This is a genomic window from Kribbella deserti, assembly GCF_042434725.1.
In the GTDB taxonomy this organism is placed as follows: domain Bacteria; phylum Actinomycetota; class Actinomycetes; order Propionibacteriales; family Kribbellaceae; genus Kribbella; species Kribbella deserti.
In genome coordinates this window covers 226,806-251,900 of the sequence record NZ_JBHLTC010000037.1, presented here as the reverse complement: position 1 = coordinate 251,900, position 25,095 = coordinate 226,806, and the positions used below count along the sequence as shown (strand labels likewise).

Below are 25,095 nucleotides of genomic sequence, written 5' to 3'. Positions count from 1 at the left end.
GAGGGCTGCTCGCGCAACGGTTCGGTCTGGCCGCGCCGTTTGTTATCGCCTTCGCCAGTATGGCGGTCATGACCGTCGCGGCCTGGCGACCACTCCGCCACATGTCCGCCCGCGCGGAGGCAGTCGCCATCGCGAGGTAATGAAGTAGGCACGGCAGTCGGGAGCTTGCTAGCCTCGACAGCCGAATGCCTACTGCCACCTCGCTCGGCCTACCGGATGTCCGGGGGCGGCTTCCGCTGCTCGCCGGACTCGCCATCGACTCGTTCGGTGCCGGTATCGCCGCGCCGTTGTTGCTGCTGTTCTTCACCCGGGTGGCCGACATCCCGCTCGGCACCGCGGGAGTCGCGCTGTCGGTGGCCAACCTCTTCACGCTGGTGGCGCCGGCCGTAGTCGGTCAGGTGATCGACCGCATCGGCCCGCGCAACCTGATCATCGGCTCGCAGGTAGCGCAGGCGGTGGCTTTCGCAGGACTGTTGTTCGCGCGATCGCTGGGGCTGCTGTTCTTCTGCGCACTGGTGGCGTCGATGGGCCAGCGGGTGTTCTGGTCATCGATCTTCAGCCTGCTGTCGGACATCTCCACCCCGGTCGACCGGGACCGCTGGTTCGGCCTGAGCGGCATGATGCAGGCCACCGGTTTCGGCCTCGGCACGCTGGCGGCAGGCATGCTGCTGACCTTCCACGGCTCCGCGCCGTTCCTGATCGCGATGGCGGTGAACGCGATCAGTTTCGTCGTCGCGGGCTTCCTGCTCAGCCGGATCCACGTCGACCATGATCCGAAGGCCGCCGCGGAGAACGGGCCCGCGCCGCTGCTACGCCGGGACCGCCCGTTCCTGATCCTGATCGCGGCCAACACCGTGCTTGCCCTGTGCATGATGCTGCTCGGCGTCGGACTGCCCGTGTACGTCGCGGAGGCCCTGCCCGTTCCGGTTTGGCTCGTCGGCGTGCTGATGGCGACAGTGTCTGTAGTGCTCGCGACCGGGCAGACGCTGGTGGTTCGCCATACCGAGAACCGCCGCCGGACGCTCGTGCTGGTGGTAGCTGCCGGTCTCTGGGCCCTCTGGGGTCTGGTGATGTCCTCGCTGCTGCACGTCCCGACCGCCTTGGTGGTTCCTGCCCTGATCGTGGCGACGCTGATCTTCGCCGCGGCCGACGTACTCCACGCCGCGACCTCGAACGCTCTAGCGGCTGCGGCCGCTCCGGTGATCGGGCGCGGGAAGTACCTGTCCTACTGGCAGTACTCCTTCACCCTCGCCGGAGCCATCGCCCCGGCCTTCTTCGCCCAACTCTTCGACCGCAGCCCCGAACTCCCCTGGCTCGGCATCTCCCTGCTAGCCGTTCTCGCTGGCCTAACCATCCTCATCCTCGAACGCGTCCTCCCCACCGAGGCCGTCCGTCGCCCGGCCCCGGCGGCCGACCAGGCGGATTAGCCTGGAAGTCATGCTGCTGGAGCATCGAGGAGTTCGGCCCGTTGTCCCCGACTCGGCGTACGTCGCGCCGTCGGCGGTGTTGTGTGGGGCCAACCGGGACGATCGCCTACTAGGGGGCCACTAGCCGCTCAAGTTCGAAGTGGCGGGCCTGGCCGGGTGAAGCTGAACCGCAGGTTAGGGCCGCGTCTATCGTCATTAGCCGGGCCGAGACTTGTACGGCGTATCCGCCGGCCAGGGTGACGTCCCAGCGGTTAGGCTCGATCGCCTTTACTGCAAGGGGATTGAGCTGGTTCACCTCGTACGACGCACCGGCGGCGCGGGCGAAGTGCTGAGCCGCCTGCACGGGTGGCGAGAAGGACCCGCGCCCTCGGAAGTACTCCGGAACCACCAGGCCCTTGTCGTACCTAGTGGCCAGGTCGAGCGCTCCCAGAACCGGGAAGTGCCCGTAGTACAAACCATGCGGCAGCACCACCAGGTTCGGCGCGAAGCGGTCACCACCGACATGGCTACACTCCCAGGTCCGTTCCGGGTACGCCGTGGCAAGCGTCGCCGCAACCGGCCGGCCCTGTACGGCGCAACACGGGTCATGCCGCCCGTGCGTACAAATCAGGTACGCCGGTTCGTCGCTCAGCTCACCCGGCAACTCCCCAGCGAGTACGTCGAGTAGGTCCGCGTAAGACCGTAATTCGCCCCATCTAGCGGATTCCCGGCCCGGGCGGCTGTCGACAAGGCCCCAGCGCCGGGGGACCGTGGGATCGCTCCGGCCATACCGACGGATCAGCGCGGGCCTACAACCGATCTCCGCGCATGCGGCTCGTACCCGCTCGGTGTACTCACCTAGAGCTGTCAGGGCCTGCCGGGGCCAAGGCTCGCGGCATTCGATCAGGAGCCAGCTTCGCGCGGGTGGAGCCGTCGCCATCAGGTTGTCGCCACGGAGTAGGGCTGTGGCGGCACAACCCGTCTCCGGCCGGTACGGCAGTTGGCTCACGGCTTACCGGCGACCAGCACTGCCTCGGTCATCAACCTGCGCACCAAGGTGAGCTGGTCCTCCTCGCTCAAACCCGGCAAGTCCCGCACAGCCACCTCTTCGCCACTACAGAGCCGCGCTACCGCCTCAGAGGTGATGACTGGGAACGAGATCGTCCGGTCGGGCAGTTGCAGAAGAACCGGATCACCCGGCACTACTCGGTGCCGTAGACCCACGCGCGTCCGAACAGTCGTACCGGGCTCGATACCGGCTATGGCCGCTGCATGGGCCAAAGGCGGTAGAGGCGCTGGGCGGTTCCCGGTCCAGGTACGGCGGCGCAAGCGGGCCGCGAGTTGTTCCGGAGTGGCAGTCTGGGCCTGCTCGGCTACAAGCTCGGCAACCTTCTTGAGATGCTGTGCGACTTGTTCCGGGTCACCCGGGTCGAAGCCGAGCGGAAGGGCCGTACGCAGCTCAGCGCGTTCCGCCGCCAGAGCGGCCAGTTCCTGGACTAGCAGATACCGCGTCAGCGTATGCAGGCCAACCGTCAGGTGACCGCTGACACCACCCAGGGCCTTCGCGGAGTGCAGGAAGCCGCGCGGCACGTACAAGGCGTCGCCGGGGCGAAGTACCTCGTCAATGACCGGCGCCTGGTCCCGGGCCGCAGTGGCGACCGCCTTGGCGTGATCGGTCCACGGCTGGTTCCGCAGCGGATCGGCGTGCACCGGCTCGTGAACCGTCCAGTGCTTCTCACCGGCGATCTGCAGGACGAACACGTCGTGCACGTCGTAGTGCGCCGCAAAGCCCTGGGCCTGCGGCGGAGTGATGTACGCGTTGATCTGAACCGGGTGACCGGCTTCCTCGGACAACTGCGTCGAGAAGTCGATCAGCGGGCCCCACGTGCGGTGCAGCGCTTGGAGCACCACCGTGTGCCCACTGGCGAACAACGCCGCGACCTTGTCGTCGCGAATCTGGTCCGCGATCTCCGCGCCGACGCCGCCCGGGCCGCTGAACTGCTTGTCGCCGACCACCTCGCCGTTCTTCGCGATACGCAGGAACGGCGTCCGGAGCCCGTGACGCGACAACAGCTCGTCGGCGTCGTCCAGCGTCAGGAGATCGGTGAAAGGCGCGGGGAGGTCCGCGGCACGCGACAGCACTGCCCGCCGCCCCCAACTGTTAGCGGCGAACTCGTCCGGATCACCGGCGATGCAGCGCCGAAGCGCCGGGCAGCTCCCCAATGGCCGCCCGGCGCCCGGCTGCGGAGTCACCAACTGCTGGAGCCCTCTCCGGATTCGCCGGATCCGCCGCCCGCACCGCCGTCAGCACCACCGTCGTGGCCCTGCGGGCTCGCGCCACCGTCGGCTAGGCCTTCCTCGTCGGAGCTACCGGCCGGGCCGCTGCCCTCGAAGGAACTGCCGTCGGACTCACTGGACACGCCCATGCCGCTGTCCTCGCCCGAGCTGCCCAGGCCGCCGTCCGGACCACCGGATGAGCCGGCAAAACCGCCCTCGTTGCTGCCCTCTACGCCACCACCGCCGCGCTCGGAGCCGCCGAAACCGCCCTCGGAGCCACCTTCGGAGCCGCCGTAGGCGCCACTGTCCGCGCCGCTGTCGGCACCACCGTCGGAGACACCGGGTGCGGCGCCTCCGTCCGCCGTACCCTCACCCCCGCCGCCGGTTCCGCCGTACTCGCCGCCGGCGCCGCCATCGGCACCACCGTCGGTCGCACCGGGGCTCGCGCCGCCGTCGGCAGGACCCTCTTCACCGTTGCCGGCCGAGGTGATGTCGTCGTCCAGTCCCATGGTGCTGCTCCTCTCAGAAGTGACAATCGGTCCGGCGCGGAACCGGGTGATCGTCGGAGGCCCGCAGCGCCGGGTCAGCCGAGAACTTCGCGCAGTGTTTTGACGAAGAGGTCCGCGGTGGCCTCCGGCCGGACCGCGATTCGCAGCCAGTCCGGCCCGAGGCCGGGAAAGGTGTCGCCGCGGCGAACCGCGAAACCTCTTTCCCGCAAGGCCGTCCGTACCACCGCGGCTCCGTCCAGCCGCAGCAGCAGGAATGGCCCACGTGCCACGCCATACGTCTTCACTGCGTCCACCTCGGCCAGTCCGGCGACGAGATGTGCCCGCTGCCGGTCCAGCTCCTGGGCCGCCGCGACCGCTGTGGTGATCGCCCGGTTGTTGCTACAGGCAATCGCCGCGGCCAGCGCCGGGGTCGAGACCGGCCAGTGCGGCTGCACCGCCGCGAGGCGAGCGACCAAGCCGGGCTCGGCGACCAGGTACCCGACGCGTAAACCTGCCAATCCCCAGGTCTTGGTAAGGCTGCGAATCACCAGCAGGCCGGGCGATTCGGCGCCCAGCACGGACTCCGGTTCACCCGGTACGGCGTCCATGAAAGCCTCGTCCACCACGAGAACCCGGCCAGGTCTGGCAAGTGCCCGGAGGTCTTCCGCCGGGTGCAGCACAGACGTCGGGTTGGTGGGGTTTCCGATCACCACCAGGTCCGCATCTTCGGGAACGGCGGCCGGATCCAGCCGGAACCCGTCCTCCGGTCGGAGGATCACCCGGTCGACCGAGTGGCCCGCAGCGCGCAAGGCCGCTTCAGGTTCGGTGAACTGCGGGTGGACCACTACGGCTCGCTGTGGCTTGAAGGCTCTTGCAATCAGTACGAAGGCCTCGGCCGCTCCGGCGGTTAGCAACAACCTGTCGGGACTAATGCCATGCCGAACCGCCACGGCCGCCATGGCCGCGTCCTGCCGAGGATAGGCGGCCAAGTCGGTCAGACTCGTCGCGATCTCGTCAAGCAGCCATTGCGGCGGCGTATCGGTCCTGACGTTGACCGCCAGGTCCACCAGGCCCTCACCCACTTCGACGTCGCCGTGGTGGTCCAAGTCGAAGTCGGTCACCGGGCAACGACTCCGAAACGGCGGTTCGCCAGCGAGGGATTACGCCGTCGTACCTCCGCAAGGCGCTCCGCGTCGATGACGGCCACCGCGAAACCGTCGTCCTCGCCCACCGCCGCGATGGTCACCCCCTGCGGGTCGATCACCTGGCTGAGCCCGGAGTACTTCTTACCGTTCTGTGCGGCGGCAACGACGTAGCAGGTGTTCTCGATCGCCCGGGCGGCCAGCAGGGTCTGCCAGTGCTTCTCCTTGAGCGGGCCGCGCACCCAGGCCGCCGGTACGACGAGCACCTCGGCGCCGGCGTCGACCAGAGCCCGGGACAACTCCGGGAACCGCAGGTCGTAGCAAGTCATCAGCCCGAGCCGGTGCCCCGCGATCTCGACCACCACGGGCTCGACATCCCCCGGGGTGAGCTGGTCCGACTCCTTGTAGCCGAAGGCGTCGTACAGGTGGATCTTGCGGTACGCGCCGAGCAGTTTGCCGCTCGGTCCGACGGCCAGCAGGGTGTTGTGCGGCCGGCCGGCGTGACAGCTGGTCTCGAACATGCCCGCGATGATCGCGCTCTTGTGCTCGCGAGCCGCCTGCTGCAGCGCCGTCACGAAGGGCCCGTCGAGTGGCTCGGCGAGCTCCCCGACCGAACCACCTTCCACCGCGAAGTCGGCCATCACCGCCTCCGGCAGCACGATCAGATCGGGCGACTGCCCGGCGGCCGCGTCGATCCACCGCCGCACTGTCGCGATGTTGGCGCTCTTGTCCTGGCTACTGGCGGTCTGGACCACGGCGATCTTCACCCCTCCATCGTGCCGCACAACCGCCGTCCGGTGGCAGGATGCCGGGTATGCGGTTCGACGCAGTGGTACTGGCAGGCGGCCGGTCCAGCCGGTTCGGCGGGGTGGACAAGGCCCAACTGATCCTGGACGGCGTCGCGATGCTGGACCGCGTCCTCGCCGCGACGGCCGGTGCCGAGCAAACCGTCGTGGTCGGCCCTGAACGTGCCACGGCCCGGCCGGTCACCTGGGCGACGGAAGATCCGCCGCTGGGTGGACCCGTGGCCGGTATCGCCGCCGCCGTTCCACTCGGAACCGCGCCAATCGTGGTGATCGTCTCGTGCGACCTGCCGTGGCTCGAGGCGGAAAACGTCGAGCAACTGGTCACCGGACTCGCGGAGTACGACGGGTTCGGGCTGCGGGACAGCTCCGGGCGGGCGCAGCGGTTGGCGGCCGCTTATCGGCGTACGGCGTTGGAGCGGGCGCTGGCCGAACTCGGGGAAACCCGGGACCAGTCGGTACGACGGCTCTTCGCGGGCCTGGCGCTCGGGTGGTCCGGGCCGATCCGCGCAGGCGACGACGTCGACACCTGGGCAGACCTCGACGACCACTCCAACCCAGGACCGGGCTGAACCTCCGGGGCGCACGTCGTACTGTGGACAGTATGCGAGCTGTCGTGTGTGAGGGCGCTGGTGGCGTCGAGGTCATGTCGGTCGGCGAGATCCCGGATCCGGAACCGGCGGTGGACGAAGTTGTCATCGACGTGGCCGCCGCGGGTGTGAACCGGGCGGATCTGCTGCAACGCCAGGGGTTCTACCCGCCCCCGCCAGGCGCTCCGCAGACGATCGGCATGGAATGCTCCGGCGTCGTTTCGGCCGTTGGTGCCGAGGTGACCGACTGGAAGATCGGCGACGAGGTGTGCGCGCTGCTGGCCGGTGGTGGCTACGCCGCCAAGGTGGCGGTCCCGGCTTCGCAGGTGATGCCGGTTCCCGCGGGCGTCGACCTGGTCAGCGCCGCCGCGTTGCCGGAGGCCACCGCGACGGTCTGGTCGAACCTCTTCATGACGTCCCACCTCAAGCCTGGCGAGACCCTGCTCGTGCACGGCGGCAGTTCCGGTATCGGCACGATGGCGATCCAGCTCGCGGTCGCGCACGGGGTTCGCGTGCTCTGCACGGTCGGCACCAAGGACAAGATGGAGGTCTGCCTGCGCCTGGGCGCCGATATCGCCATCAACTACCGCGAGGCGGAGTGGGCGAACGTCGTTCGCGAGGCCACCGGTAAGGCCGGGGCCGACGTCATCCTGGACATCATCGGCGCGAAGTACCTCGAGGACAACGTGAAGTCGCTGGCCTTCGGCGGCCGGCTGGTCGTGATCGGCATGCAAGGCGGCACCAAGGGCACGTTGGACCTCGGGCGGCTGCTGACCCGCCGGGCCTCAGTGACCGGTACGGCGCTGCGCAGCCGGTCGGTCGTGGAGAAGGGCGAGATCCTGGCCGAGGTGGCCGGGCACGTCTGGCCGTTGGTCGAGGCGAAGAAGGTGCACCCGATCGTGCACCAGGTCATGCCCCTCACCGAGGTGCGGACTGCTCACGAGATCCTCGAGCAGTCATCGCACGTCGGCAAGGTCCTCCTCACGCCGTGATCGCCCATGCGGTGATCACGCGGCCCTGATCACTGGGCGGCCGCCGCGGTCATCGCCGCGATCCACTCCGGATCCGGCTCGATCAGCTGGATCACGTCGATGAAGGTGCCCTCGGGGTCACGCACGTAGAAGTGCCGCTGGCCCCACACCTCGTCGACCGGCTGCGTCTCGAGCTGCACGCCGCCATCGGTGAGCGCCTTCGCCACCGCGTCGACGTCCGGCACGATGAAACCGAAGAGGTTCGACGACTCGGTGACCGCCGATACCGCGGCCGGGACCGAGTCGTGGCCTCGCTCGGAGATGGCGATCTCCCAGGATGCGTCACCGCGCCGCAGGCAGATGAACCAGCCGAGATCCACGGTGATCTCGAGATCGAAGTACTGCTGGTAGAACGCGGCGACCTCGGCCGGCTTGGACGTGACCACCGTGGCACCAAAAGCTGCGGGCTGCACAGAACTCCTCACGTTGGACTACAGGTGTCGTGGTTGAACAACGACATTTGTAGTGGATTGACTGCTAGCCTGTCAACCATGGCCCGAAATCCCGAACGCAGGATCCAGCTGGCCGACGCCGGTTTGACGGTGCTGGCCGCGGCCGGCGCGCGCGGTCTGACCCACCGCGCGGTCGACGCCGCGGCCGCCGTACCGGCTGGAACGGCTTCGAACTACTTCCGCAGCCGCGACGAACTGCTCGGCGCGCTGGGCGAGCGCATCTTCGAGCGATTTGCGCCAGACGAAGCCGTCCTCGCACGGCTGGCGACGCGCGAGCCGTCGGTCGAACTCGTCACCGACTACGTGCGACACATCGTCGAGCGCCTGCTGGCCCAGCCGTCACTCACGATCGCGCTGTTCGAATTACGCCTGGAGGCCACTCGAAGGCCCGGACTCAACGACATCCTGACCAAAACGCTCGAACAGAACTTCAGCCTGGACGTGGCATTCCACCTGCAAGCGGGTCTACCCGGCGGCATGGACGAGGTGCGACTACTCAGGTTCGCCGTCGACGGCATGATGCTCGACCAGCTCACACCCGGCACCGGCCGTCACTACGACGTGGACGCCGTCACCGAACAACTCGTGCGCCGCCTCATCCCGAACTGCACCGATTGACCTAACGGATACCGGGTATGCATACTCGGTATATGTCGATCAAGCATGGGTTGCTCGCGCTGCTGAGGTCCGAGCCGAAGTACGGGTACCAGTTGCGCGGCGAGTTCGAGGCCGCGACTGGTTCCACCTGGCCGCTGAACATCGGGCAGGTCTACACCACCCTGACGCGCCTCGAGCGCGACGGGCTGGTCCAGGCCGCGGGCGAACCCGTGGACGGCAAGGCGCGGTACGAGATCACCCAGGCCGGCCGGGCGGAGGTGGCCAGCTGGTTCGAAACGCCGGTGGCGCGGGAGGACCGGCCCAGGGACGAACTGGCGATCAAGCTTGCGCTGGCGCTCACCGTGCCGGGGATCGACGTCGCGGCCGTGGTTCAGCGCCAGCGGGTGGCGACCATGACCTCGCTGCAGGAGCTGACCCGGCTGAAGCGATCGGCCTCCGCTGACGAGGTGTCCTGGCTGCTGGTGGTCGAGTCGATGATCTTCGCCGCCGAGGCCGAGATCCGCTGGCTGGACCACTGCGAGTCGATGCTGTCGCGCCACCGCCGATCCGCCGCCAAACCGGCCGCTACCCCACCCGAGGCGGCCGAGGCAGCGACCACCGGTCAAGACGCGGATCAGGTCCGGCGATGAGCGTCGTCCTGGATATCCGGGGACTCAGCCGGGTGCACGGCGAAGGCCCTACCGCCGTGCATGCCCTGCGCAAGGTGGACCTTGCCGTCGCGGCCGGTGAGCTGGTCGCGGTGATGGGTCCGTCGGGCTCGGGTAAGTCCACGCTGCTCACCTGTGCGGGTGGTCTCGATCGGCCGACCAGTGGCGAGATCCTTGTCGAAGGCAACGACCTGGTCACTCTCGGTACGGCGGACCTGGCGGCGATGCGGCGGCGGCGAATCGGCTTTGTGTTCCAGGACTTCAACCTGATCCCGGCACTGACCGCGCTGGAGAACGCAGCACTGCCGCTCGAACTCGACGGCACCCGTCCACGGCAGGCGCGCAAGGCCGCCGAACTCGCGCTGGCCGAGGTCGGTATCGCCGAACTGGCCGATCGCTTTCCGGACGAGATCTCCGGTGGGCAACGCCAGCGAGTCGCGATCGCCCGTGCCATCGTGGGCGAGCGCAAACTGCTGCTGGCCGACGAACCGACCGGCGCGCTGGACTCCGAGACCGGTGAAGCCGTACTCCAGTTGCTCCGGGATCGCTGTGACAGCAAGGGAATCGCCGCGGTCCTGGTCACCCACGAGGCCCGGCACGCCGCTTGGGCCGACCGGGTCGTCTACCTGCGCGACGGCGTTCTGGTCGGGCAGTCCGGCCCGTTGGCGGCCGTCGACTCGCTGCTCGAAGAGGCGCGCTGATGGCCGGCGCGAGCTGGGCCACCGCCATCCGGCTGGCCCGCCGCAACGCCCGTAGGTCCCTGGGCCGCAGCACCTTGATCGCCGTACTGATCGGCCTGCCGATGATGGGCGGAGCCGGCGCGGCGGTGGTGGCGGCGACCAACGACCCGGTTCCGGAAGTGGGCGTTTCCCAGCGCCTCGGCACCGCCGACGCCATGGTCCACGCCACCGAGTACGACCGGCTGATCAAGACCGAACAGCCGTACGGCGTCGTTCTCTCGCCGCCGGAGAACGCCCAGCCGACCAGATCCGCGAGCAGCGTTGACGTGACCAAGCTGCTTCCGGCGGGCTCCCTGCTCGCCCCGCTGCCCGAGTTCTTCGGGACTGTGCAGATCCGCGTCGGCGACACGACCGCGAGTTACCGGACGTTGCTGGCCGGGCCCAGCTCGCTGCTCGAGGGAACGTATCGCGCGGACGAGGGGCGCCTGCCCGAGACGGGCACCGAGGTCGCGGTCACACCATCGCTGGCCCAGCAGCTGGATCTGCTCGACGGTGACACGCTCAAGCCCGATGCGACCGTTACCGATCCGGCCGGGAACCGCTACTCCGTCGTCGGCCAGGTCCGACCGGTAAGCGCCCCCACCGAACCTCAGCTCTGGATCTCGCCGCACAGCCGGCTGGCCGGGCCATCGACGGTGGGCCAAACGCCTACTTATCTGGCCAAGTTCCCCGCCGGAGTGGACGTTGTCCGGCTTCAGGACCAGCTCGCCGCCAAGGGCATCAACTTGATGACCCGGGACGACATGAAGAGCTACGGACAACCGTGGGACTACATGGACCTTTCCGGCGTCGGGCTAGGGGCCGGCTTCGGATTACTGCAGATCGCGCTGCTCGCCGGCACGGCGTTCGCGGTCGGGGCCCGTCGCCAGACTCGGGAGCTCGGCCTGGTGCTGGCGAACGGCGGTAGCCCGAAGGACGTCCGCCGCCTCGTCCTGGCCCAAGGACTCATCATCGGCCTGATCGGTTCCGTTGCCGGCGCCGCGCTGGGCGTCGGCATCGCCCTCAGCCTCCGGCCGGTCTGGGAGAACCTGACGGGCAATCTGATCACCGCCTGGCGAATTCCGTGGACGGCTATCGCGTGCATGATCGGCGTCGGCGTCTTGACGGGACTCGCGGCCGCCGCCGTACCGGCCATCCAGGCCGGGCGGCAGCCTGCGCTGGCCGCACTGGCAGGCCGATACGAGGTCTCGACCCGCCACGCTCCACTCCGGCGGCGCGCCCTGGCCCTGCTGATCGCGGGTCTGGTGGCCAATCTCACCGGCACCGCACTGCTGGCCCGAGTGCTCGCGAAGGTGGTGACCACGCCGATCTCGCCCGAGCACTACAACCCGACCCACAAGCCGGTCCTCCCGCTGGTACTCATTCTCGGCGGCACCGCAGCCGTTCTGATCGGCCTGATCTGGATGTTGCCAAACCTGGTCGCGCTGGCCGCCTCAGCCGGAGGGCGGCTGCCGCTGGCCGGACGGTTGGCGCTGCGCGACGCGGCTCGGCAGCGGCACCGCACCGGACCAACGGCCGCCGCGATCATGATGGCGGTCGCCGCGACGGCCGCGCTGGCCATCTTCTTCGCCAACGACTTCGCCGGGCAGGCGGCGACGTACCGGCCGATGAGCCAGCAGGGCAACGCCGTACTCAGCTATCAGGGGGATCAGTACACCCCGGACGGTGCCGCCTGGGTCGAGCACACGCTGAATCACTCGGCGGAGATCAAGAACGAGGTCGCCAAGGCACTGCCGGCGCGGAGCTCTGCCGACATCGCGGAGCTCGCACTACCGGGGGCACCGGACTCGACCGGATTCGTGGAACTCCACTCGCAGCCTGGCCTGGCCACGGATCAACGGGCGCTGCGCGCGGTCGATCCGGGCCTGTTCGACCGCAAGCATCCCGCGATTGCCGAGGCGCTACGGCAAGGAAATCTGGTGGTTCCGAAGGCCGGCTTCATCCGCGACGGCAAAGCGATCGTCGGCTCTTGGGATGGCGGGGACAAAAAGAGGGTCGCACGGATTCTGCCGGCGCAGGCCCTTCCGCTCGACGGCATGATCCTTCCCCTGCGGGACCACGCGCTGGTCAGCATCGAGACAGCCCGGACGTTCGCCTCGCTGAATGTTGTGCAGACGCACTTCGAGTTGACCAGGCAACCCTCGGAGGCCGAGCTCAAGACCGTGGCCATGCTGACCAAGTCGAAGACCTCGTTGTACGTCGAACGCGGCTACCAGCCTCCGAACCAGCTCGTCCTGGCCGGGGTACTCGGCGCCGCCACGCTGGTGACGTTGATGGGAGTTGCCGTGGCCGTCTCGTTGTCGGCAGCCGAGGGGCGAGCGGATCTTGCCACGCTGGCGGCGATCGGGGCTCAGCCAAGGCGTCGGCGCAACCTCGCGGCCGCGCAGGCGTGGCTGCTCGGCCAGATCGGCTGCCTGCTCGGCGTGGGTGTCGGCGCTTTGATGGGCTATTCGAGTCGGACGATCACCAGTTCGCCGTACTTCGCGGTGCCGTGGTTGCAGTTGGGCGCGATCGTCGTGGCCGTTCCGCTGTTCGCGGGCGCTATGGCCTGGCTGACCACACGTTCGCGCCTGCCGATGGTGCGCCGGGCTGAATGACACGCCCGGAAAGGCGCGGCGGGCTGGAGGGGTTCCGCCGCGCCTCAGATGGTTGCTTGAGGCATCAAACCGAACCGGACCGCTAAGCAGACTTGCGAATGTGGGCGATCTCCGGATGAGTGACGGGGTACGCCGGCGTACTGGCGACTCGCCAGTCGCCGCAGCCGCAACGCTGGTAGACCACCAGGCCGTCGCTGACCAGGTGGGACGAGGTGGGGATCCAGCGGTGCCGATGTGGCGGAGTCTCGAAGGTCATGGGCCCATCGTGCTGTAATGGCATTGTGCATCTCAACCCTTACGGCGCCGACGCGGTTCTGCTGGCGGTCAATTTGGCCACCCGCAGCTTCAGCACTGCCGATGAACTGGCGGACATCTGCATCGACAGCGGCGTCGAAAGCCGGCTGGTGCGAGACCGCCTGATCACCGGCCAGGACTTCGACGAGATCAAGATCGTGCTGGCCGAGTGGCTGGAGGTCGTCGATGCCTCGGCGCCGGAGCGACGTGTGGCGCTGGTCAACGCGATGCTCGCGAAGTACACCGAACATCCCCGGCTGACGAACCACTCGGGTGACGGCTGGCACCTGCACTACCGCCCGGACGAGGTCGGCGTCGGCCGCCTGGTCGCGACACTGATCAGCACGGGCACCGCGCTGCACCTGGCCGGCCGCGGGATCACCCGGCTCGGCCGCTGCGCCACCACCGGCTGCGACAACGTGTACGCCGACCTGTCACGCGCGGGCCGTCAGCGCTACTGCAGCCCGGCCTGCGCCAACCGCGACGCCGTCCGCCGCCACCGTTCCCGTGCGAAGCCCTGACGCTACGCACCGCCAGCGAGCAAGCACCGCCGCTAGGGCGTACAGCGACCGCTCTAGGATGGCGGGTATGAGCGAGGCGGAGAACGAGAACAAGGGTCCTGTGATGGCCGGTGCGCAGACCGAGGACGGCAAGTTCCTCATCGTCGGCCCCGACGGCATGGCGGTCGAGGGTCCGCCGCGGCAGGACGACGACGACTCCGACGAGCCGCGCTCGGTGACCGAACTGGTCGAGCAGCCGGCCAAGGTGATGCGGATCGGCAACATGATCCGGCAACTGCTGGAAGAGGTGAAGTCGGCACCGCTCGACGAGGCCTCCCGGCAACGCCTGAAGCGGATCCACGCCGCCTCGATCAAGGAGCTCGAATCCGGCCTGGCGCCAGAACTGGTCGAGGAGCTGGACCGCCTCAGCCTGCCGTTCACCGAAGAGGGCACGCCGACCGACGGTGAACTGCGGATCGCGCAGGCCCAGCTGGTCGGCTGGCTGGAAGGCTTGTTCCACGGCATCCAGACGGCCCTGTTCGCGCAGCAGATGGCGGCCCGCCAGCAGCTCGAGTCGATGCGCCGCGCACTGCCCGGCGGTATGCCGCAGGCCGACGGTCAGCCGCCGTTCCCGGGTCAACCCGGCCCTCAGCAGCCCGGCCAGACCGATGGCCCCGGCAGCGGCGGCATGTACCTCTAGCCCACCAGCGGGAAACCGGCAGGAAAGCGGCGGGAAAGCTCAAGCAGAGAAGAGTTCCTCGAGCACGACGGCCACTCCGTCGTCGTCGTTCGAGGGACAGACCACGTCCACCCGGTCCAGCACGACCTGGTGGGCGTTGGCCATGCCGTACGACGTACCGGCCCAGGCCAGCATCGGCAGATCGTTGAGGCCATCTCCGAACGCGATGCACTCGTCCGCCGAGATTCCTTGTTCCGCGGCGAAATCGGCCAGCATCGACGCCTTCGACACTCCGGTCGCCGCGATCTCCACCAGCGAGGTACCGCCGGAGTGACTCGCGGCCACCTTGCCGCCGGTGATCTTCTCCACCTCCGCCAGTAGTTCGTCGGAGTGCCAGCTCGGATGACGGACCAGCAGCTTCGCCATCGGTTCGGCCATTAGCTCACTCAGCTCCGCAATCAGCGCTTTGTCCGGAATAGGCCATCGATTGAAGTACTCCGGCTCCTGCCCGTAACGATCCGGTCGCTCGATCGCGAACTGCACATCGGGAATCTCCGCCCGGATGGCCTGCGCGACTTCGAGGGCGACACCGGGATCGATCAGCCGGGTACGCAGTACGGCCTGATTGCGCACGTCGTACAAAAGGGCGCCGTTGGCAACAATCGCGACACCGTGATCACCGACAAGATCGGCCAGCTCGTGCAGCCAGCGCGGCGGACGGGCGGTCACCATCACGAAGATGGCGCCCGCGCGCTGTGCTGCCAGTACGGCGGCTTTGGTGCGGGGCGCGACGGAACGGTCGCTGCGGACCAGGGTGCCGTCCAGATCGGACGCCACCAGGCGGGGTGGGCGGGCTGCTGCGAAGTCGGGCACACGGCCACCGTATCCGGCCGTTCTGCAGCAACCTGCAATCAGGACTTAATCCCTTGACAAGCAGGGCTTCGCACCTACCGCAGGACGGACTTTTCCGTTTGATCATTGAGGATTGAACAACGTCACCAGACCGTTACGGCAGGATGCTGCAAAGGCAACAAGTTCCCATGCGCCGGAAGGTTTGCGCGTGATTTCATGCGGTGGCCAGTGGGGAACCGGCGCGGTATCGGTCGCGTCGTACAGCTGTTCCGGATCGCAAGGTCTGGTGCGGACCCGCCATCGATCAACACCGTCGGGAAACGATTCGAATTTCCGTGCAACCAAACGGGAACGACCGACGTCAACACAAATGGATCACTGTGTCCCCGGGGTGGGGACGACAGGGTGGGTCGGCAACAGATCGTCGATCCATCAGCCAGTGGACCTGGCGCCGGACGAGTTCATCGTCCGTTCATGCGGGTCCAGGAACTTGGGGAGCCACGATGACTGTCAACAGCACCAAGGTAGCCGAGCAAGGGAGCAGAGGCTCCCATGCAGCTGTCGACACATCTTCCGTCCTGGAAGGGGCCATGACCGCCTGCAGTGCACGCGCTGACATTTTCCAGCACCGCCTGATGGAGGAACCTCCTCCGTCGTCGGCGGCCCGCCGGACCCGTGAGCGCTACGAACAACTCGTCCGCGAGGCCAAGACGCTGTGCGCGTCGTGTCCGCTGTTCACGGACTGCCTCTACAACGCCGTCGCCGAGCACGACATCACCGGCTTCGTCGCCGGCACCACCGCGGCCCAGCGCCGTTCGATGCGCAACCTGCTCGACGTCGAGGTGCAGGCCGACGACTTCGACCAGCTCGCCGGTGCCCGTGGCACCCGTCGCCCGGTCAGCCACGAGGAAGTTCTCCGGCTCCGCGCGCAGTACCCGAACGACAGCCTCGAGTCGCTGGCGATGCGCCTCGGCTGCTCGCTGTCGACCGTCAAGCGTCACCTGCGCCGCGCCCGTCGCGGTCAGAGCCCGGCCAGCAAGGCACCGCGCCGCCGTCCCGAGATCGGCGCCGTACTCGACGCCTTCGATGCCGTTGTCGACCAGCCCCGCCAGCCGGCCGCCAGCGGTACCACCCGCGTCGCCTGATCACTCGTTCGACTCCGGCCATCCGGCGGGTGGACGCCATCGCGGCGAACCACCCGATCGGGGCCGGAGTACCTGGGCCGTAACGGCCTTCAGCACCTAGCCGTGCTCAGAAGTAGCGGTTCAGGATGGCAACGGCGCCATCGTCCTGAATCGACTTCGTGACCTCGCCGGCCGCCTGCTTCACCTCGTCGGGCGCGGAGCCCATCGCGACTCCCAGGCCGGCGAAACGCAGCATCTCGATGTCATTGCGCCCATCCCCCATCGCCAGCAGATCTGCTGCCTGCAGGCCGAGTTCGTCCAGCGCCACCTTGAGGCCGACACTCTTGTCGACGCCCTCGGGCGCGATGTCCAGCCAGGCCGTCCAGCCAACCGCGTAGCTGACGCCGTGCAGGCCAAGACGTTCGGCCAATTCGACGAAGTCCGCCTCGGATCGTTCCGGATCGCGAATGATCAAACGCGTCACGGGTTCCGGCGCGAGTTCCTCATCCGTCACCACCCGGATCTCGCCGCCGAGGTCACCGCTGGGGAAATGCCCGGTGACGCGGTAGCCCGCCGTCGCCTCTTCGACCGCCATCAAGGCCGTCGGCGCGTGCTGCCGGACCGAGGCGATCACCCGGGTGGCGTCGAAGGTCCGCTCGTCCAGCACCTCGCCGGACGGATAGCGCAGCGTGCGCGCTCCGTTGCTGCAGACAACGATCCCGGCGGGCAGCCCGAGTTCGCGCGCCACCGTTTCGGTCATGTGCCAGGACCGGCCGGTCGCCAGGATGATCGGCACCTCGCGGGCGGCCCGGGCCACGGCGTCGCGCAGGCTGTCGGTCATTTGCTCGTTGAAGTCCATCAGCGTGCCGTCGATGTCGAGCGCGACCGCCTTCGGGCGCCAGCCGGCGTCCGGTCCGGCAATGGCGGTGGCTTCGGCGGGCTGGTCAGCGGCATGGGTCACAGCCCCGACCCTATCGGGCGTGTCAGGCTGCCGAAGTGACTTCGAGATGATGGGCTGGTAACAGCCTGCGGTCTCAGTGACCCGCCGAGCGGACGAGGGGACCATGAACAACCACAGACCCACGCATCTCGGCCGGCTGTTCTCGGTCGTCACGGGCCTGTTGCCGTTCACCCTGCTGACCCTGCTGGTCATGCTCGACTGGCCGCCGCTGCGGCAATGGGACGAGTCCGTCGCCGCGTCGGTCTACGAGTACGGCGTGGCCCACCCGGACTGGGTCGACTACTGGCAGGTGCTCGGTGCCGTCGTACTGCCCTGGGCGTCCCGCGCGGTGCTGATCATCGTGGCGGCCTACCTGTGGCGGCACCGGGCCCGCAACCTGACGTTCTGGTTGCTGATCTCCGCCGGCGCCGAGTTCGGCCTGCTGCACGCGGTCAAGCACATCTTCGGCCGGGAGCGGCCCGCGCAGCACCTCGTCGAGGCCGACGGCCTGTCGTATGTGTCCGGACATGCTGCCGCGGCCTTCGTGATGGCCGGGGCCCTGGGCGTCGTGCTGCCGTCGGTTCGCGGCTGGCGGCGCCGGTTCCGGTTGCTTGTACTGCTTCCGGCTGTTGCAGTGGTCCTGCTGGCCTCCGCGGACCGGATCATGCTCAACGTTCATTACCTGTCTGACGTCCTCGGCGGCTGGGCACTGGGGCTAGCGATCCTGACGACCACCTCGGTGGCGTTCGGGCTCCGGCCACGACCAAGGAGACGACGGCGCAAGGTGACGAACGACGATACGACGGTGCCCCCGCGCGCGGCGGTGATCGTGAACCCGATCAAGGTGGGCGACCGGCAGGCCTTCGAGCGGTTGGTGGGCAAGGCGCTGGAGATGCGCGGGTTCGACGTACCGCTGTGGTTCGAGACCACCGAGGACGACGCGGGCCACGCGATGGCCCAGCAGGCGATCGAGGAGGCCGTAGATCTGGTCTTGGTGGCGGGCGGTGACGGTACCGTCCGGGTGGTCTGCGCTCACATGGGCCGAACCGGTATCCCGGTGGGCGTGATCCCGGCCGGTACCGGCAACCTGCTGGCCCGCAACCTGGGCATTCCGCTCGACCTGGACGAGGCGATCGAGGCCGTGCTCGACGGCCGGAACCGGCGGATCGACCTGGTCAAGGTGTCCGGCGACGGGCAGGACACCACCCGGTTCGCGGTGATGGCCGGGCTCGGACTGGACGCCGCGATCATCTCGGACGCACCGCCGCAGCTGAAGAAGCAGATCGGCTGGACGGCGTACGTGATCTCGGCCGCGAAGAACATCAACCACCCGTCCGTGCGGGTGAAGATCACGCTGGACGACCGGCCACCGATCGACCGCCGGGTCCGGACCGTGGTGGTCGGCAACGTCGGCACGCTGCAGGCGAACATCCCGCTATTGCCGGACGCCGAACCCGACGACGGCCTGATCGACGTGGTGCTGATCGCGCCGCGCCGGGTGACCCAGTGGCCCCGGCTGATCCTGCGCGTGGTGGCCCGGCAGAAGAAGAGCGATCTCTACCTCGAGAGGTTCACCGCCAAGCATGTCGAGATCGACGCCGCGGTCGACGTACAACGCCAGCTCGACGGCGATCCGATCGGCCCGGGCCGCAACCTGACCGCCGAGGTCGAACCGGGCGTGCTGGTCGTCCGCGTACCCAAGGAATGAGGCCGCGGCCTGAAGGTCAGGCCTGGCGAGCGTGCTGTCCTTCGTTGGCCGGTCCACCGGCATCGGCGGGCTGGACCTGAAGGCGGAGCTGCTCGATCGCCTCGGCCTCCTCGGGCGACAGCTTGGACTCGCTGCTGAACTCGCGCACGTTCTTCGCGTACGACCGGGCGTCGCTGCGGCCGTTGATCGAGGTCAGTACGACGCCGTTGCCGAAGTCGTCGAGTAGGGCCGTCGACCAGGACAGATGGCCGCCCATGTCGCCGAAGGCGTCGTACCGGACGACGGCCAGGTGGCGAAGGGCATGGCCGAGTTCACCGCGGAGGGCGTCCAGCTCCTTGTGCAGCTGGCGCAGGTCTTCCTTCACGGTGAGCGGCTTGGCCTGCGCGGGTGGTTCGCTGACCGGGCCCGCGCTGGGCTTCAGCTGGGTGCCCGGGGTCTGCCGATGGGTCTGCTGCGGCAGCTGCTCGGCGGGCTTGCGCCGGACCGGTACGGCGGTGGCTGGGTCGCGCAGCGCCTTCAGCGCCTGGATCGCGAAGACCAGGGCCAAGGTGGCCACGAGCAGGGCGGTGAGGCCGATCACGCCGGCAAGAGTCGGGGACAACGTTCAGATCCGTCCGTCACGGAGCCGGCCTAGCCAGCGCTCGGCATCAAGGAAATCCACATCCGTACGGCCTTGGTCGCCGCGGCCGGCTTCGGTGGTGCCGGGTCGCACCGTCGCCTTGTCGTACCGGTCCCTGGGGTAGGAGCCGAGGAATCGCATATCCACGCCGAGCCGGCGCAAGCCCATGAGTGCTTCACCGAGTCTTGCGTCGGCGACATGCCCTTCTACGTCGAACGAGAACCAGTAGCGGCCTAGAGCCTGTCCAGTCGGCCTAGGGTCCAGCCGGGTCACATCCACTCCGCGGAGCGCGAACTCGTCCAAGATGGCTCGAAGCGCTCCAGGCTTCCCCTGGACTCCGAAGATTACGAGCGAGGTCTTGTCGTCACCAGTTGGCGGAAGCGGTAGGCCCGGCCGGGAGACCAGGACGAACCTGGTGCCGTTGGGGCCGAGCACCTCGCGGGTGATGACCACCGGATCGCCGTACGACAGGGCGTCGAGGGTTTCGCCGTCCGAGCCGCCGTCGACGGTCTCGATCAGCAGGAACGCGCCGTCGGCCTCCCCGTTCCGTACGGCGTCCAGCGCGGCTCGGGCCGTCGGCTGGGCCTGCAGATCGGCGGAACGGGCGGCCGGCAATGTACGCAGGGCAGCCTCGATCGACGATCCATGCGGACCGGGAAAGGCGTAGCGGGCTGGCGGCACTCCGGGCACGGTGGCCAGCTTAGGGCTTGCCGCGCCAGTCGTTGACGTATCCAGGCGGATCACAGGGCTTGCTCGCCTCCCTTTTCTCGTGAATCTCGAACGCCGCGTAGATTCACGGACGTGACACATGACCAGGAACTCCAACCGGGCGTGCATGACCTCGGTTACGCGAAACTCGATACTGACCGCCTGTCACGGACCGGTGACGCCGAAGTGGTGTACGGCGCCGGCAAGTCCCCAGAGCAGGTTGTCGAGCTGCTGCGCACCCTGCACGAGGTACATCCCGACGCCCCCGTACTGGCCACCCGCCTAGCGCCGGAGGCCCAGTCCGCCGTTCGCGCGGCCCTGCCGACCGCGATCGTCGACCCGATCGGGCGGACCGCCCTGCTCGGCACCCTGCCCACCCCGCGCGGCCTCGTCGCGGTCGTCTCCGCCGGTACGTCGGACGCGCCCGTCGCGGCCGAGGCGGCAACCACCGCGCGGGTCTTCGGCGCCGGCGTCGACCTGGTGACGGACGTCGGGGTATCGGGCCTGCATCGCGTGATGGGCGTGCGCGACCGGCTCGACGCGGCCGACTGCCTGATCGTCGCGGCCGGGATGGAAGGCGCCTTGCCGAGCGTGGTGGGCGGGCTCGTCGGCGTACCGCTGGTGGCCGTGCCGACCTCGGTGGGCTACGGCGCCTCGTTCGGCGGGGTGGCGGCGCTGCTCGCCATGCTGAACTCGTGCGCGCCCGGCGTGACGGTGGTGAACATCGACAACGGCTTCGGCGCCGGTGTCTTCGCGGCCCGCGTCGCCCGCCGCGCCCAGCCCCGCGAGACCCAAGCCCGCGACGCCCGGTCCAGTGACAGTCAGTCCAGTGACAGTCAGTCCAGCGACGGCCAGTCCGGTGAGGGCCACGGGCACCGCCATGGTCCGAGCGGTGAGCGGTGAGGATCGCCTGGATCGACTGCGCGGCGGGCGCTTCGGGTGACATGCTGCTCGGCGCCTTGCTGGACGCGGGCGCCGACCTCGACGTGGTGAACGCCGCCGTCGCGGCGGTGCACCCGAGCCTGAGCGTCTCGATCGACCAGGTCAGCCGCCACCAGATCGCGGCCACCAAGGCCACCGTGCGGGCCGACGGCGCCGCCCATCCGGAAGGCCCGGCGGCGTTCGTCGACGAAGCACCCGAACACGGCCATGAGCACGGTCACGGTCATGGCCACGGTCACGACGAGGGCGACGGCCACGGGCATGGCCACGGGGAAGAGCAGCAGACCCGGCGGTGGGCCGAGGTGCGGGCGCTGATCGAGGCGGCCGGGCTGGATCCGGCGGTCCGGGATCGGGCGCTGGACACCTTCGGCCGGCTGGCCCGGGCGGAGGCGACCGCGCATGGCGTCACGCCGGACGAGGTGCACTTCCACGAGGTCGGCGCGCTCGACGCGATCGCGGACATCGTCGGAGTGGCCGCGGCCGCGGTATCGCTCGGCCTTGGGCGCATCGTCGTCTCCACCATCTCCCTCGGCGGCGGACGCCAGGTTCGCGGTCAGCACGGCGGCATTCCGGTACCAGGTCCGGCGGTACTCGCCGTACTCGCGGAAGCCGGTGCACCCGTCACCGGCGGCGCGGCGCCGTACGAGATGACGACGCCGACCGGCGCGGCCTTGCTCGGCACGCTGGCCGACGAGTTCGGGCCGATTCCGCCGATGCGGATCGAGCGCGCGGGCGTTGGCGCGGGCGGCCGCGATCCGGTCGAGGTGCCGAACGTCGTTCGGGTCGTACTCGGCGAGAGCGTGGATCAGCCCGCCGCGGATCTGGTCTACGAGACGAACGTGGACGATCTGGATCCGCGGATCTGGCCGCAGGTTCTGACCAGGTTGCTCGAGGCCGGCGCGTCCGACGCCTGGCTGACCCCGATCCTGATGAAGAAGGGCCGGCCCGCACACACCCTGTCGGTACTGGTCACCGGCGAGCGGGCGAACGCCGTTCGCAAAGTGATCCTGACCGAGACCTCCGCGATCGGGCTGCGCGAATCGATCGTCACCAAGCACGCGGCCGACCGCGCCTTCACCACTGTCGATGTCGCCGGGCAGAAGGTCAGCGTCAAGATCGCCAGCTACGGCGGCGAGGTCGTCAACGTGCAACCGGAGTACGAGGACGTAGTGAAGGCGGCAGGCGCGTTAGGCCGTCCGATCAAGGTCGTTCTGGCTCAAGCCGTCGCGGCCGCTCACGACCACTGGAACTGAGCAGGCCACTAGCGGCCGGAGTAGGCCGGGGCAAAGAAGACCAGGAGGGCTAGGTCCTCGGTGATGTCTACGAAGCGGTGAGGCTGTTCTGCCGCGACGAAGAGCACATCACCCGGACCTACCGCCGTACGGCCCTCGTCGGTCTCCAGGTGGCCCCGGCCGGCAGTCACCACGTAGATCTCGTCTTCGCGATGTGGTTGCTGGTCGTCGACACCACCGGCCGGGATCGAGTACGTGCCGACCGAGAGCGCCTCGCGACGCAGATGCTCGACAAAGTGGTTCGGTTCGCCTTGCGGTGCCGTGTACTGCCCGGCCTGGGAAAGATGCATCTACGGAGTTAACGCCTTCTTGTCCCGTTTCGGCCAGTCGTAGGGCCACCATTGCGCGTCGCGGCGCCGGGCCCAGACGATCAGCGCGATCAGCAGGCTGAGCTCGATGATCGGGCTGATCGTGTCCCGCAGGCGGGCGCTGAACCATTCCAGCGAGCCGGACAACTCGCCCAGGAGCTGGCGAGCCCGCGGATCTCGCCCGGGCACATACGCGATGGCCAATGACGCCGTACGGACGACCATCAGCTGGTCCAGTCGCGACGAGGCCAGACAGGCCAGGGCGATCCAGGCGGTGAGGTCGTACCAAGGCAGCGTGTACATCGAGGTGAGCAGCCAGGCGATCGCGTAGATGGCCACGTAACGGATCGCGTCGGGCGTGGTGTCGTCCTCGTGCGCCTTCGGCACCACCGACTTCGGGAAGACCTGGGAGATCAGGATCGCGACCAGGAACAGGCCGACCCAGGACGCGATGCCGATGATCGTCCGGACCAGCACACCCGGCAGGAACAGGTCGAAGAAGCTGAAGATCGCCTTGTGCGGCGTACCGGTCGAGATGAACGAGCCCTGCGAGCGGGCCTGCTGGAACGCCTCCAGGCCGACGAACGAGTACAGCCCGATCATGGTCAGGCCCGCGCCGAGGCACAGCATCAGCATCTTGCGGTGGTTGGCCCGCAGGGACCACAGCATCGCGACGCCGACCAGGCCGATCGAGAGTTTCGTACAGCCCGCGATGCCGAGCAGGACGCCCGCCAGGAAGATGTGCCGGCGGAACAGCACCAGCGCGAACAGGGCGAACATCACCGCGATCGACTCGTTGTGCGCGCCGGCCAGCACGGTCCAGATCAGCAGCGGGTTCGCCATGCCGAGCAGCACCACCCGGCGGCGGCGTTCCAGATCGGGGCCGATCAGCTTGAGCAGCAGCAGACCGCTGACGATCAGTCCGATCGCCACCGACAGCTGCAACATCCACACGGTCAGGTGGATCGAGTCGCCGCCGATCTCCGACGACAGCCACTGGATCCAGGTGGCGACCGGTCCGTAGATGCTCTTCGCGCTCTGCCACGGGCGCTCGGTCGCGATGATGACCGGGTCGTAGCCGAGCCGGATGATGTCGGCCGGGGTGGTCTGATACGGATTGCCGCCGGTCGCGATGATCCGCCCGTACGCCGCGTAGATCAGCACGTCACCCGAGGCCATCGGCGGTACCAGCGTCACCGCGGCGGTGGTACCGACACCGAGCGCGATCAGCCGGTCGACCCGCGGGGCCCAGCCGTTCTTCAACGCGCGCAGCGCCACCCACACGCCGTACCCGGCGATGATCAGCGCGACGTAGATCAGGCTGCTGACCAGCCAGTCGTTAGGGCTCTCCCCGAACCAGTACGGCGGAAGCCAGCTGTGCTGGTTCGTCAGGGTCAGTACGACGACCGAAGGCCCGAGTAGTCCCGTGACCACGATCAAGGCCGTCGCGATCAAGTAGCAGGCGATAGCCCGCTTGCCGTCCCGGTTGGCCGTTGCGCGCTTGTTCGAGGTGGTGACCTCGGTGCTCATCGCAACACCTTCAACGGCGGCAGGGCCCTCCGCGCGGCTAGGGCCCGTCGCACGTGTAGGAACTGCTTGCCCCGGTGCAACTGGCCCTTGAGGTCCGTCCCGGTCGCACGATGCCGTACGTCGATGGGCACCTCCACGATCCGGAAGCCCTTCCGGCCGAGGTCAATGCTCAAGGCGGTCTCAACCCCGAACCCCGTGGCCAACGGCACAGCCGCCAGGAAGGCCTTGCGAGTCAGACAGCGCTGCCCGGACAGGGGTTGAGTCGCAGTCCAGCCAGTGGCCTTCTCGATGCCCGCACGGGACAACCGAACCACCAGGCCGTGGCCACCGGCTTTACTGCCATCGGGCCGCACCTGCGCCGGCAAGGTCCCGATGGCCATATCGGCCTCGCCAGAACGAACGGGCTCCACCAACGGCTCGGCGCCGGTGGCCGTCTCGCCCAGGTCGGCGTCCAGGAACAGCAACAGGCGCGGGACGTCCCCATCGCGGTCGATCACCGCGCCGGCGCCGGTCTCCATCGCGGCGGCCTTGCCCCGGTTGGTCTCGTGCCGGACCACCACGGCGCCCGCTTTCGTGGCGACTCCGGCCGTGTCATCGGAGGATCCGTCGTCCACCACGACGACCAGATCGACACCTGCGATTCGTGCCGCGGCTTCGACCGTGGCGGCGATCCGCTCCGCCTCGTCCTTGGCCGGGATCACACAGGCGACAGCCGCGGATCGTGCCGTGGACTCCAAGGACGGTTCAGACGGGCGTGATTCGGTACCGGACACAACACCGCAGCCTAGTTGTTCCCCGGCCGATCGCC

The 25,095-nt window shown here is 68.6% G+C and carries 27 protein-coding genes; 13 read left to right on the top strand and 14 right to left on the bottom strand.

Annotated features, from left to right (window positions below; all coding sequences use genetic code 11):
• Positions 1–185 precede the first annotated feature (185 nt).
• The gene (locus ACFFGN_RS29495; protein WP_380054119.1) at positions 186–1,427 is read left to right on the top strand and encodes an MFS transporter; all 1,242 of its coding nucleotides are present in this window, start codon (positions 186–188) and stop codon (positions 1,425–1,427) included.
• A gap of 109 nt (positions 1,428–1,536) precedes the next feature.
• On the opposite strand, the gene ACFFGN_RS29490 is transcribed toward ACFFGN_RS29495, so the two are convergent.
• The 5 genes from ACFFGN_RS29490 to ACFFGN_RS29470 form a co-directional block, all read right to left on the bottom strand.
• Complete coding sequence (locus ACFFGN_RS29490; protein ID WP_380054116.1) at positions 1,537–2,415, bottom strand: ferredoxin family protein; 879 nt, start codon at positions 2,413–2,415, stop codon at positions 1,537–1,539.
• Positions 2,412–3,548, bottom strand: coding sequence for a cupin domain-containing protein (locus tag ACFFGN_RS29485; protein WP_380054113.1), 1,137 nt, complete (start codon positions 3,546–3,548; stop codon positions 2,412–2,414). The genes ACFFGN_RS29490 and ACFFGN_RS29485 overlap by 4 nt, the downstream gene beginning before the upstream one ends.
• Before the next feature lie 107 nt (positions 3,549–3,655).
• Positions 3,656–4,192, bottom strand: coding sequence for a BatC protein (locus ACFFGN_RS29480; protein WP_380054110.1), 537 nt, complete (start codon positions 4,190–4,192; stop codon positions 3,656–3,658).
• A 74-nt stretch (positions 4,193–4,266) separates the two neighbouring features.
• Entirely contained in the window at positions 4,267–5,292 is a 1,026-nt protein-coding gene (gene cobC / locus ACFFGN_RS29475; protein WP_380054107.1) for an Rv2231c family histidinol phosphate aminotransferase CobC, read from the bottom strand.
• A complete protein-coding gene (locus ACFFGN_RS29470) occupies positions 5,289–6,080 on the bottom strand; it encodes a carbon-nitrogen hydrolase family protein (RefSeq protein ID WP_380054104.1) in 792 nt (263 codons plus the stop codon). Before ACFFGN_RS29470 ends, cobC begins: the two co-directional genes overlap by 4 nt.
• A 47-nt stretch (positions 6,081–6,127) precedes the next feature.
• Here ACFFGN_RS29470 and mobA point away from each other — a divergent pair, with 47 nt between their 5' ends.
• Both mobA and ACFFGN_RS29460 read left to right on the top strand, forming a co-directional pair.
• A complete protein-coding gene (gene mobA, locus ACFFGN_RS29465) occupies positions 6,128–6,688 on the top strand; it encodes a molybdenum cofactor guanylyltransferase (protein WP_380054101.1) in 561 nt (186 codons plus the stop codon).
• Between the two features lie 32 nt (positions 6,689–6,720).
• On the top strand, positions 6,721–7,698 hold the full coding sequence (locus ACFFGN_RS29460; protein ID WP_380054098.1) for an NAD(P)H-quinone oxidoreductase: 978 nt from the start codon (positions 6,721–6,723) through the stop codon (positions 7,696–7,698).
• Positions 7,699–7,727: 29 nt separating this feature from the next.
• Here ACFFGN_RS29460 and ACFFGN_RS29455 read toward each other — a convergent pair whose 3' ends face one another.
• Positions 7,728–8,123 (bottom strand): VOC family protein, encoded by a 396-nt coding sequence (locus ACFFGN_RS29455; RefSeq protein WP_380054096.1) that lies wholly within the window; start codon positions 8,121–8,123, stop codon positions 7,728–7,730.
• A 105-nt stretch (positions 8,124–8,228) separates the two neighbouring features.
• On the opposite strand from ACFFGN_RS29455, the gene ACFFGN_RS29450 reads away from it, so the two are divergent.
• The 4 genes from ACFFGN_RS29450 to ACFFGN_RS29435 are packed head-to-tail and all read left to right on the top strand — an operon-like array spanning position 8,229 to position 12,791.
• Positions 8,229–8,807, top strand: a complete 579-nt coding sequence (locus ACFFGN_RS29450) for a TetR/AcrR family transcriptional regulator (protein WP_380054094.1) — start codon at positions 8,229–8,231, stop codon at positions 8,805–8,807.
• A gap of 32 nt (positions 8,808–8,839) precedes the next feature.
• A complete protein-coding gene (locus ACFFGN_RS29445; RefSeq protein WP_380054091.1) occupies positions 8,840–9,436 on the top strand; it encodes a PadR family transcriptional regulator in 597 nt (198 codons plus the stop codon).
• Complete coding sequence (locus ACFFGN_RS29440) at positions 9,433–10,155, top strand: ABC transporter ATP-binding protein (RefSeq protein ID WP_380054089.1); 723 nt, start codon at positions 9,433–9,435, stop codon at positions 10,153–10,155. The genes ACFFGN_RS29445 and ACFFGN_RS29440 overlap by 4 nt, the downstream gene beginning before the upstream one ends.
• Complete coding sequence (locus ACFFGN_RS29435) at positions 10,155–12,791, top strand: FtsX-like permease family protein (protein WP_380054086.1); 2,637 nt, start codon at positions 10,155–10,157, stop codon at positions 12,789–12,791. The genes ACFFGN_RS29440 and ACFFGN_RS29435 overlap by 1 nt, the downstream gene beginning before the upstream one ends.
• 82 nt (positions 12,792–12,873) lie before the next feature.
• Here the strand turns inward: ACFFGN_RS29435 and ACFFGN_RS29430 are convergent, their stop codons facing one another.
• Entirely contained in the window at positions 12,874–13,047 is a 174-nt protein-coding gene (locus ACFFGN_RS29430) for a hypothetical protein (RefSeq protein WP_380054083.1), read from the bottom strand.
• 25 nt (positions 13,048–13,072) lie between these two features.
• On the opposite strand from ACFFGN_RS29430, the gene ACFFGN_RS29425 reads away from it, so the two are divergent.
• Both ACFFGN_RS29425 and ACFFGN_RS29420 read left to right on the top strand, forming a co-directional pair.
• Complete coding sequence (locus ACFFGN_RS29425) at positions 13,073–13,606, top strand: CGNR zinc finger domain-containing protein (RefSeq protein WP_380054078.1); 534 nt, start codon at positions 13,073–13,075, stop codon at positions 13,604–13,606.
• Between the two features lie 67 nt (positions 13,607–13,673).
• Positions 13,674–14,285, top strand: a complete 612-nt coding sequence (locus ACFFGN_RS29420; protein ID WP_380054075.1) for a bacterial proteasome activator family protein — start codon at positions 13,674–13,676, stop codon at positions 14,283–14,285.
• A gap of 39 nt (positions 14,286–14,324) precedes the next feature.
• On the opposite strand, the gene ACFFGN_RS29415 is transcribed toward ACFFGN_RS29420, so the two are convergent.
• Positions 14,325–15,137 (bottom strand): HAD family hydrolase, encoded by an 813-nt coding sequence (locus ACFFGN_RS29415; RefSeq protein WP_380054072.1) that lies wholly within the window; start codon positions 15,135–15,137, stop codon positions 14,325–14,327.
• A gap of 614 nt (positions 15,138–15,751) precedes the next feature.
• On the opposite strand from ACFFGN_RS29415, the gene ACFFGN_RS29410 reads away from it, so the two are divergent.
• On the top strand, positions 15,752–16,261 hold the full coding sequence (locus ACFFGN_RS29410) for a WhiB family transcriptional regulator (RefSeq protein ID WP_380054069.1): 510 nt from the start codon (positions 15,752–15,754) through the stop codon (positions 16,259–16,261).
• Positions 16,262–16,367: 106 nt separating this feature from the next.
• On the opposite strand, the gene ACFFGN_RS29405 is transcribed toward ACFFGN_RS29410, so the two are convergent.
• Positions 16,368–17,201 (bottom strand): HAD family hydrolase, encoded by an 834-nt coding sequence (locus ACFFGN_RS29405; protein ID WP_380054065.1) that lies wholly within the window; start codon positions 17,199–17,201, stop codon positions 16,368–16,370.
• Between the two features lie 103 nt (positions 17,202–17,304).
• Here ACFFGN_RS29405 and ACFFGN_RS29400 point away from each other — a divergent pair, with 103 nt between their 5' ends.
• Positions 17,305–18,888, top strand: coding sequence for a bifunctional phosphatase PAP2/diacylglycerol kinase family protein (locus tag ACFFGN_RS29400; protein ID WP_380054062.1), 1,584 nt, complete (start codon positions 17,305–17,307; stop codon positions 18,886–18,888).
• Between the two features lie 16 nt (positions 18,889–18,904).
• Here the strand turns inward: ACFFGN_RS29400 and ACFFGN_RS29395 are convergent, their stop codons facing one another.
• On the bottom strand, positions 18,905–19,489 hold the full coding sequence (locus ACFFGN_RS29395) for a DUF4446 family protein (RefSeq protein ID WP_380054060.1): 585 nt from the start codon (positions 19,487–19,489) through the stop codon (positions 18,905–18,907).
• 3 nt (positions 19,490–19,492) lie between these two features.
• The gene (locus ACFFGN_RS29390; RefSeq protein WP_380054057.1) at positions 19,493–20,197 is read right to left on the bottom strand and encodes a prephenate dehydratase; all 705 of its coding nucleotides are present in this window, start codon (positions 20,195–20,197) and stop codon (positions 19,493–19,495) included.
• 111 nt (positions 20,198–20,308) lie between these two features.
• On the opposite strand from ACFFGN_RS29390, the gene larB reads away from it, so the two are divergent.
• Both larB and larC read left to right on the top strand, forming a co-directional pair.
• Entirely contained in the window at positions 20,309–21,118 is an 810-nt protein-coding gene (larB, locus tag ACFFGN_RS29385) for a nickel pincer cofactor biosynthesis protein LarB (protein WP_380054054.1), read from the top strand.
• On the top strand, positions 21,115–22,410 hold the full coding sequence (gene larC, locus ACFFGN_RS29380; protein ID WP_380054052.1) for a nickel pincer cofactor biosynthesis protein LarC: 1,296 nt from the start codon (positions 21,115–21,117) through the stop codon (positions 22,408–22,410). Before larB ends, larC begins: the two co-directional genes overlap by 4 nt.
• Before the next feature lie 8 nt (positions 22,411–22,418).
• Here the strand turns inward: larC and ACFFGN_RS29375 are convergent, their stop codons facing one another.
• Genes ACFFGN_RS29375 through ACFFGN_RS29365 form a run of 3 tightly spaced genes read right to left on the bottom strand, consistent with a single transcriptional unit; the run spans position 22,419 to position 25,060 of the window.
• Positions 22,419–22,739 (bottom strand): cupin domain-containing protein, encoded by a 321-nt coding sequence (locus ACFFGN_RS29375; RefSeq protein WP_380054049.1) that lies wholly within the window; start codon positions 22,737–22,739, stop codon positions 22,419–22,421.
• Entirely contained in the window at positions 22,740–24,287 is a 1,548-nt protein-coding gene (gene mptB, locus ACFFGN_RS29370; RefSeq protein ID WP_380054047.1) for a polyprenol phosphomannose-dependent alpha 1,6 mannosyltransferase MptB, read from the bottom strand.
• A complete protein-coding gene (locus ACFFGN_RS29365; protein ID WP_380054044.1) occupies positions 24,284–25,060 on the bottom strand; it encodes a glycosyltransferase family 2 protein in 777 nt (258 codons plus the stop codon). Before ACFFGN_RS29365 ends, mptB begins: the two co-directional genes overlap by 4 nt.
• Positions 25,061–25,095: the final 35 nt, after the last annotated feature.

What these genes read in the sequence shown, in the direction of transcription:
- ACFFGN_RS29495 (WP_380054119.1), top strand. Translation starts at nt 186, where the DNA reads ATGCCTACTGCCACCTCGCTCGGCCTACCGGATGTCCGGGGGCGGCTT.
- ACFFGN_RS29480 (WP_380054110.1), bottom strand. Translation starts at nt 4,192, where the DNA reads ATGGGACTGGACGACGACATCACCTCGGCCGGCAACGGTGAAGAGGGT.
- mobA (WP_380054101.1), top strand. Translation starts at nt 6,128, where the DNA reads ATGCGGTTCGACGCAGTGGTACTGGCAGGCGGCCGGTCCAGCCGGTTC.
- ACFFGN_RS29460 (WP_380054098.1), top strand. Translation starts at nt 6,721, where the DNA reads ATGCGAGCTGTCGTGTGTGAGGGCGCTGGTGGCGTCGAGGTCATGTCG.
- ACFFGN_RS29450 (WP_380054094.1), top strand. Translation starts at nt 8,229, where the DNA reads ATGGCCCGAAATCCCGAACGCAGGATCCAGCTGGCCGACGCCGGTTTG.
- ACFFGN_RS29445 (WP_380054091.1), top strand. Translation starts at nt 8,840, where the DNA reads ATGTCGATCAAGCATGGGTTGCTCGCGCTGCTGAGGTCCGAGCCGAAG.
- ACFFGN_RS29440 (WP_380054089.1), top strand. Translation starts at nt 9,433, where the DNA reads ATGAGCGTCGTCCTGGATATCCGGGGACTCAGCCGGGTGCACGGCGAA.
- ACFFGN_RS29435 (WP_380054086.1), top strand. Translation starts at nt 10,155, where the DNA reads ATGGCCGGCGCGAGCTGGGCCACCGCCATCCGGCTGGCCCGCCGCAAC.
- ACFFGN_RS29430 (WP_380054083.1), bottom strand. Translation starts at nt 13,047, where the DNA reads ATGACCTTCGAGACTCCGCCACATCGGCACCGCTGGATCCCCACCTCG.
- ACFFGN_RS29420 (WP_380054075.1), top strand. Translation starts at nt 13,674, where the DNA reads ATGAGCGAGGCGGAGAACGAGAACAAGGGTCCTGTGATGGCCGGTGCG.
- ACFFGN_RS29410 (WP_380054069.1), top strand. Translation starts at nt 15,752, where the DNA reads ATGGAGGAACCTCCTCCGTCGTCGGCGGCCCGCCGGACCCGTGAGCGC.
- ACFFGN_RS29400 (WP_380054062.1), top strand. Translation starts at nt 17,305, where the DNA reads ATGAACAACCACAGACCCACGCATCTCGGCCGGCTGTTCTCGGTCGTC.
- ACFFGN_RS29375 (WP_380054049.1), bottom strand. Translation starts at nt 22,739, where the DNA reads ATGCATCTTTCCCAGGCCGGGCAGTACACGGCACCGCAAGGCGAACCG.
- mptB (WP_380054047.1), bottom strand. Translation starts at nt 24,287, where the DNA reads ATGAGCACCGAGGTCACCACCTCGAACAAGCGCGCAACGGCCAACCGG.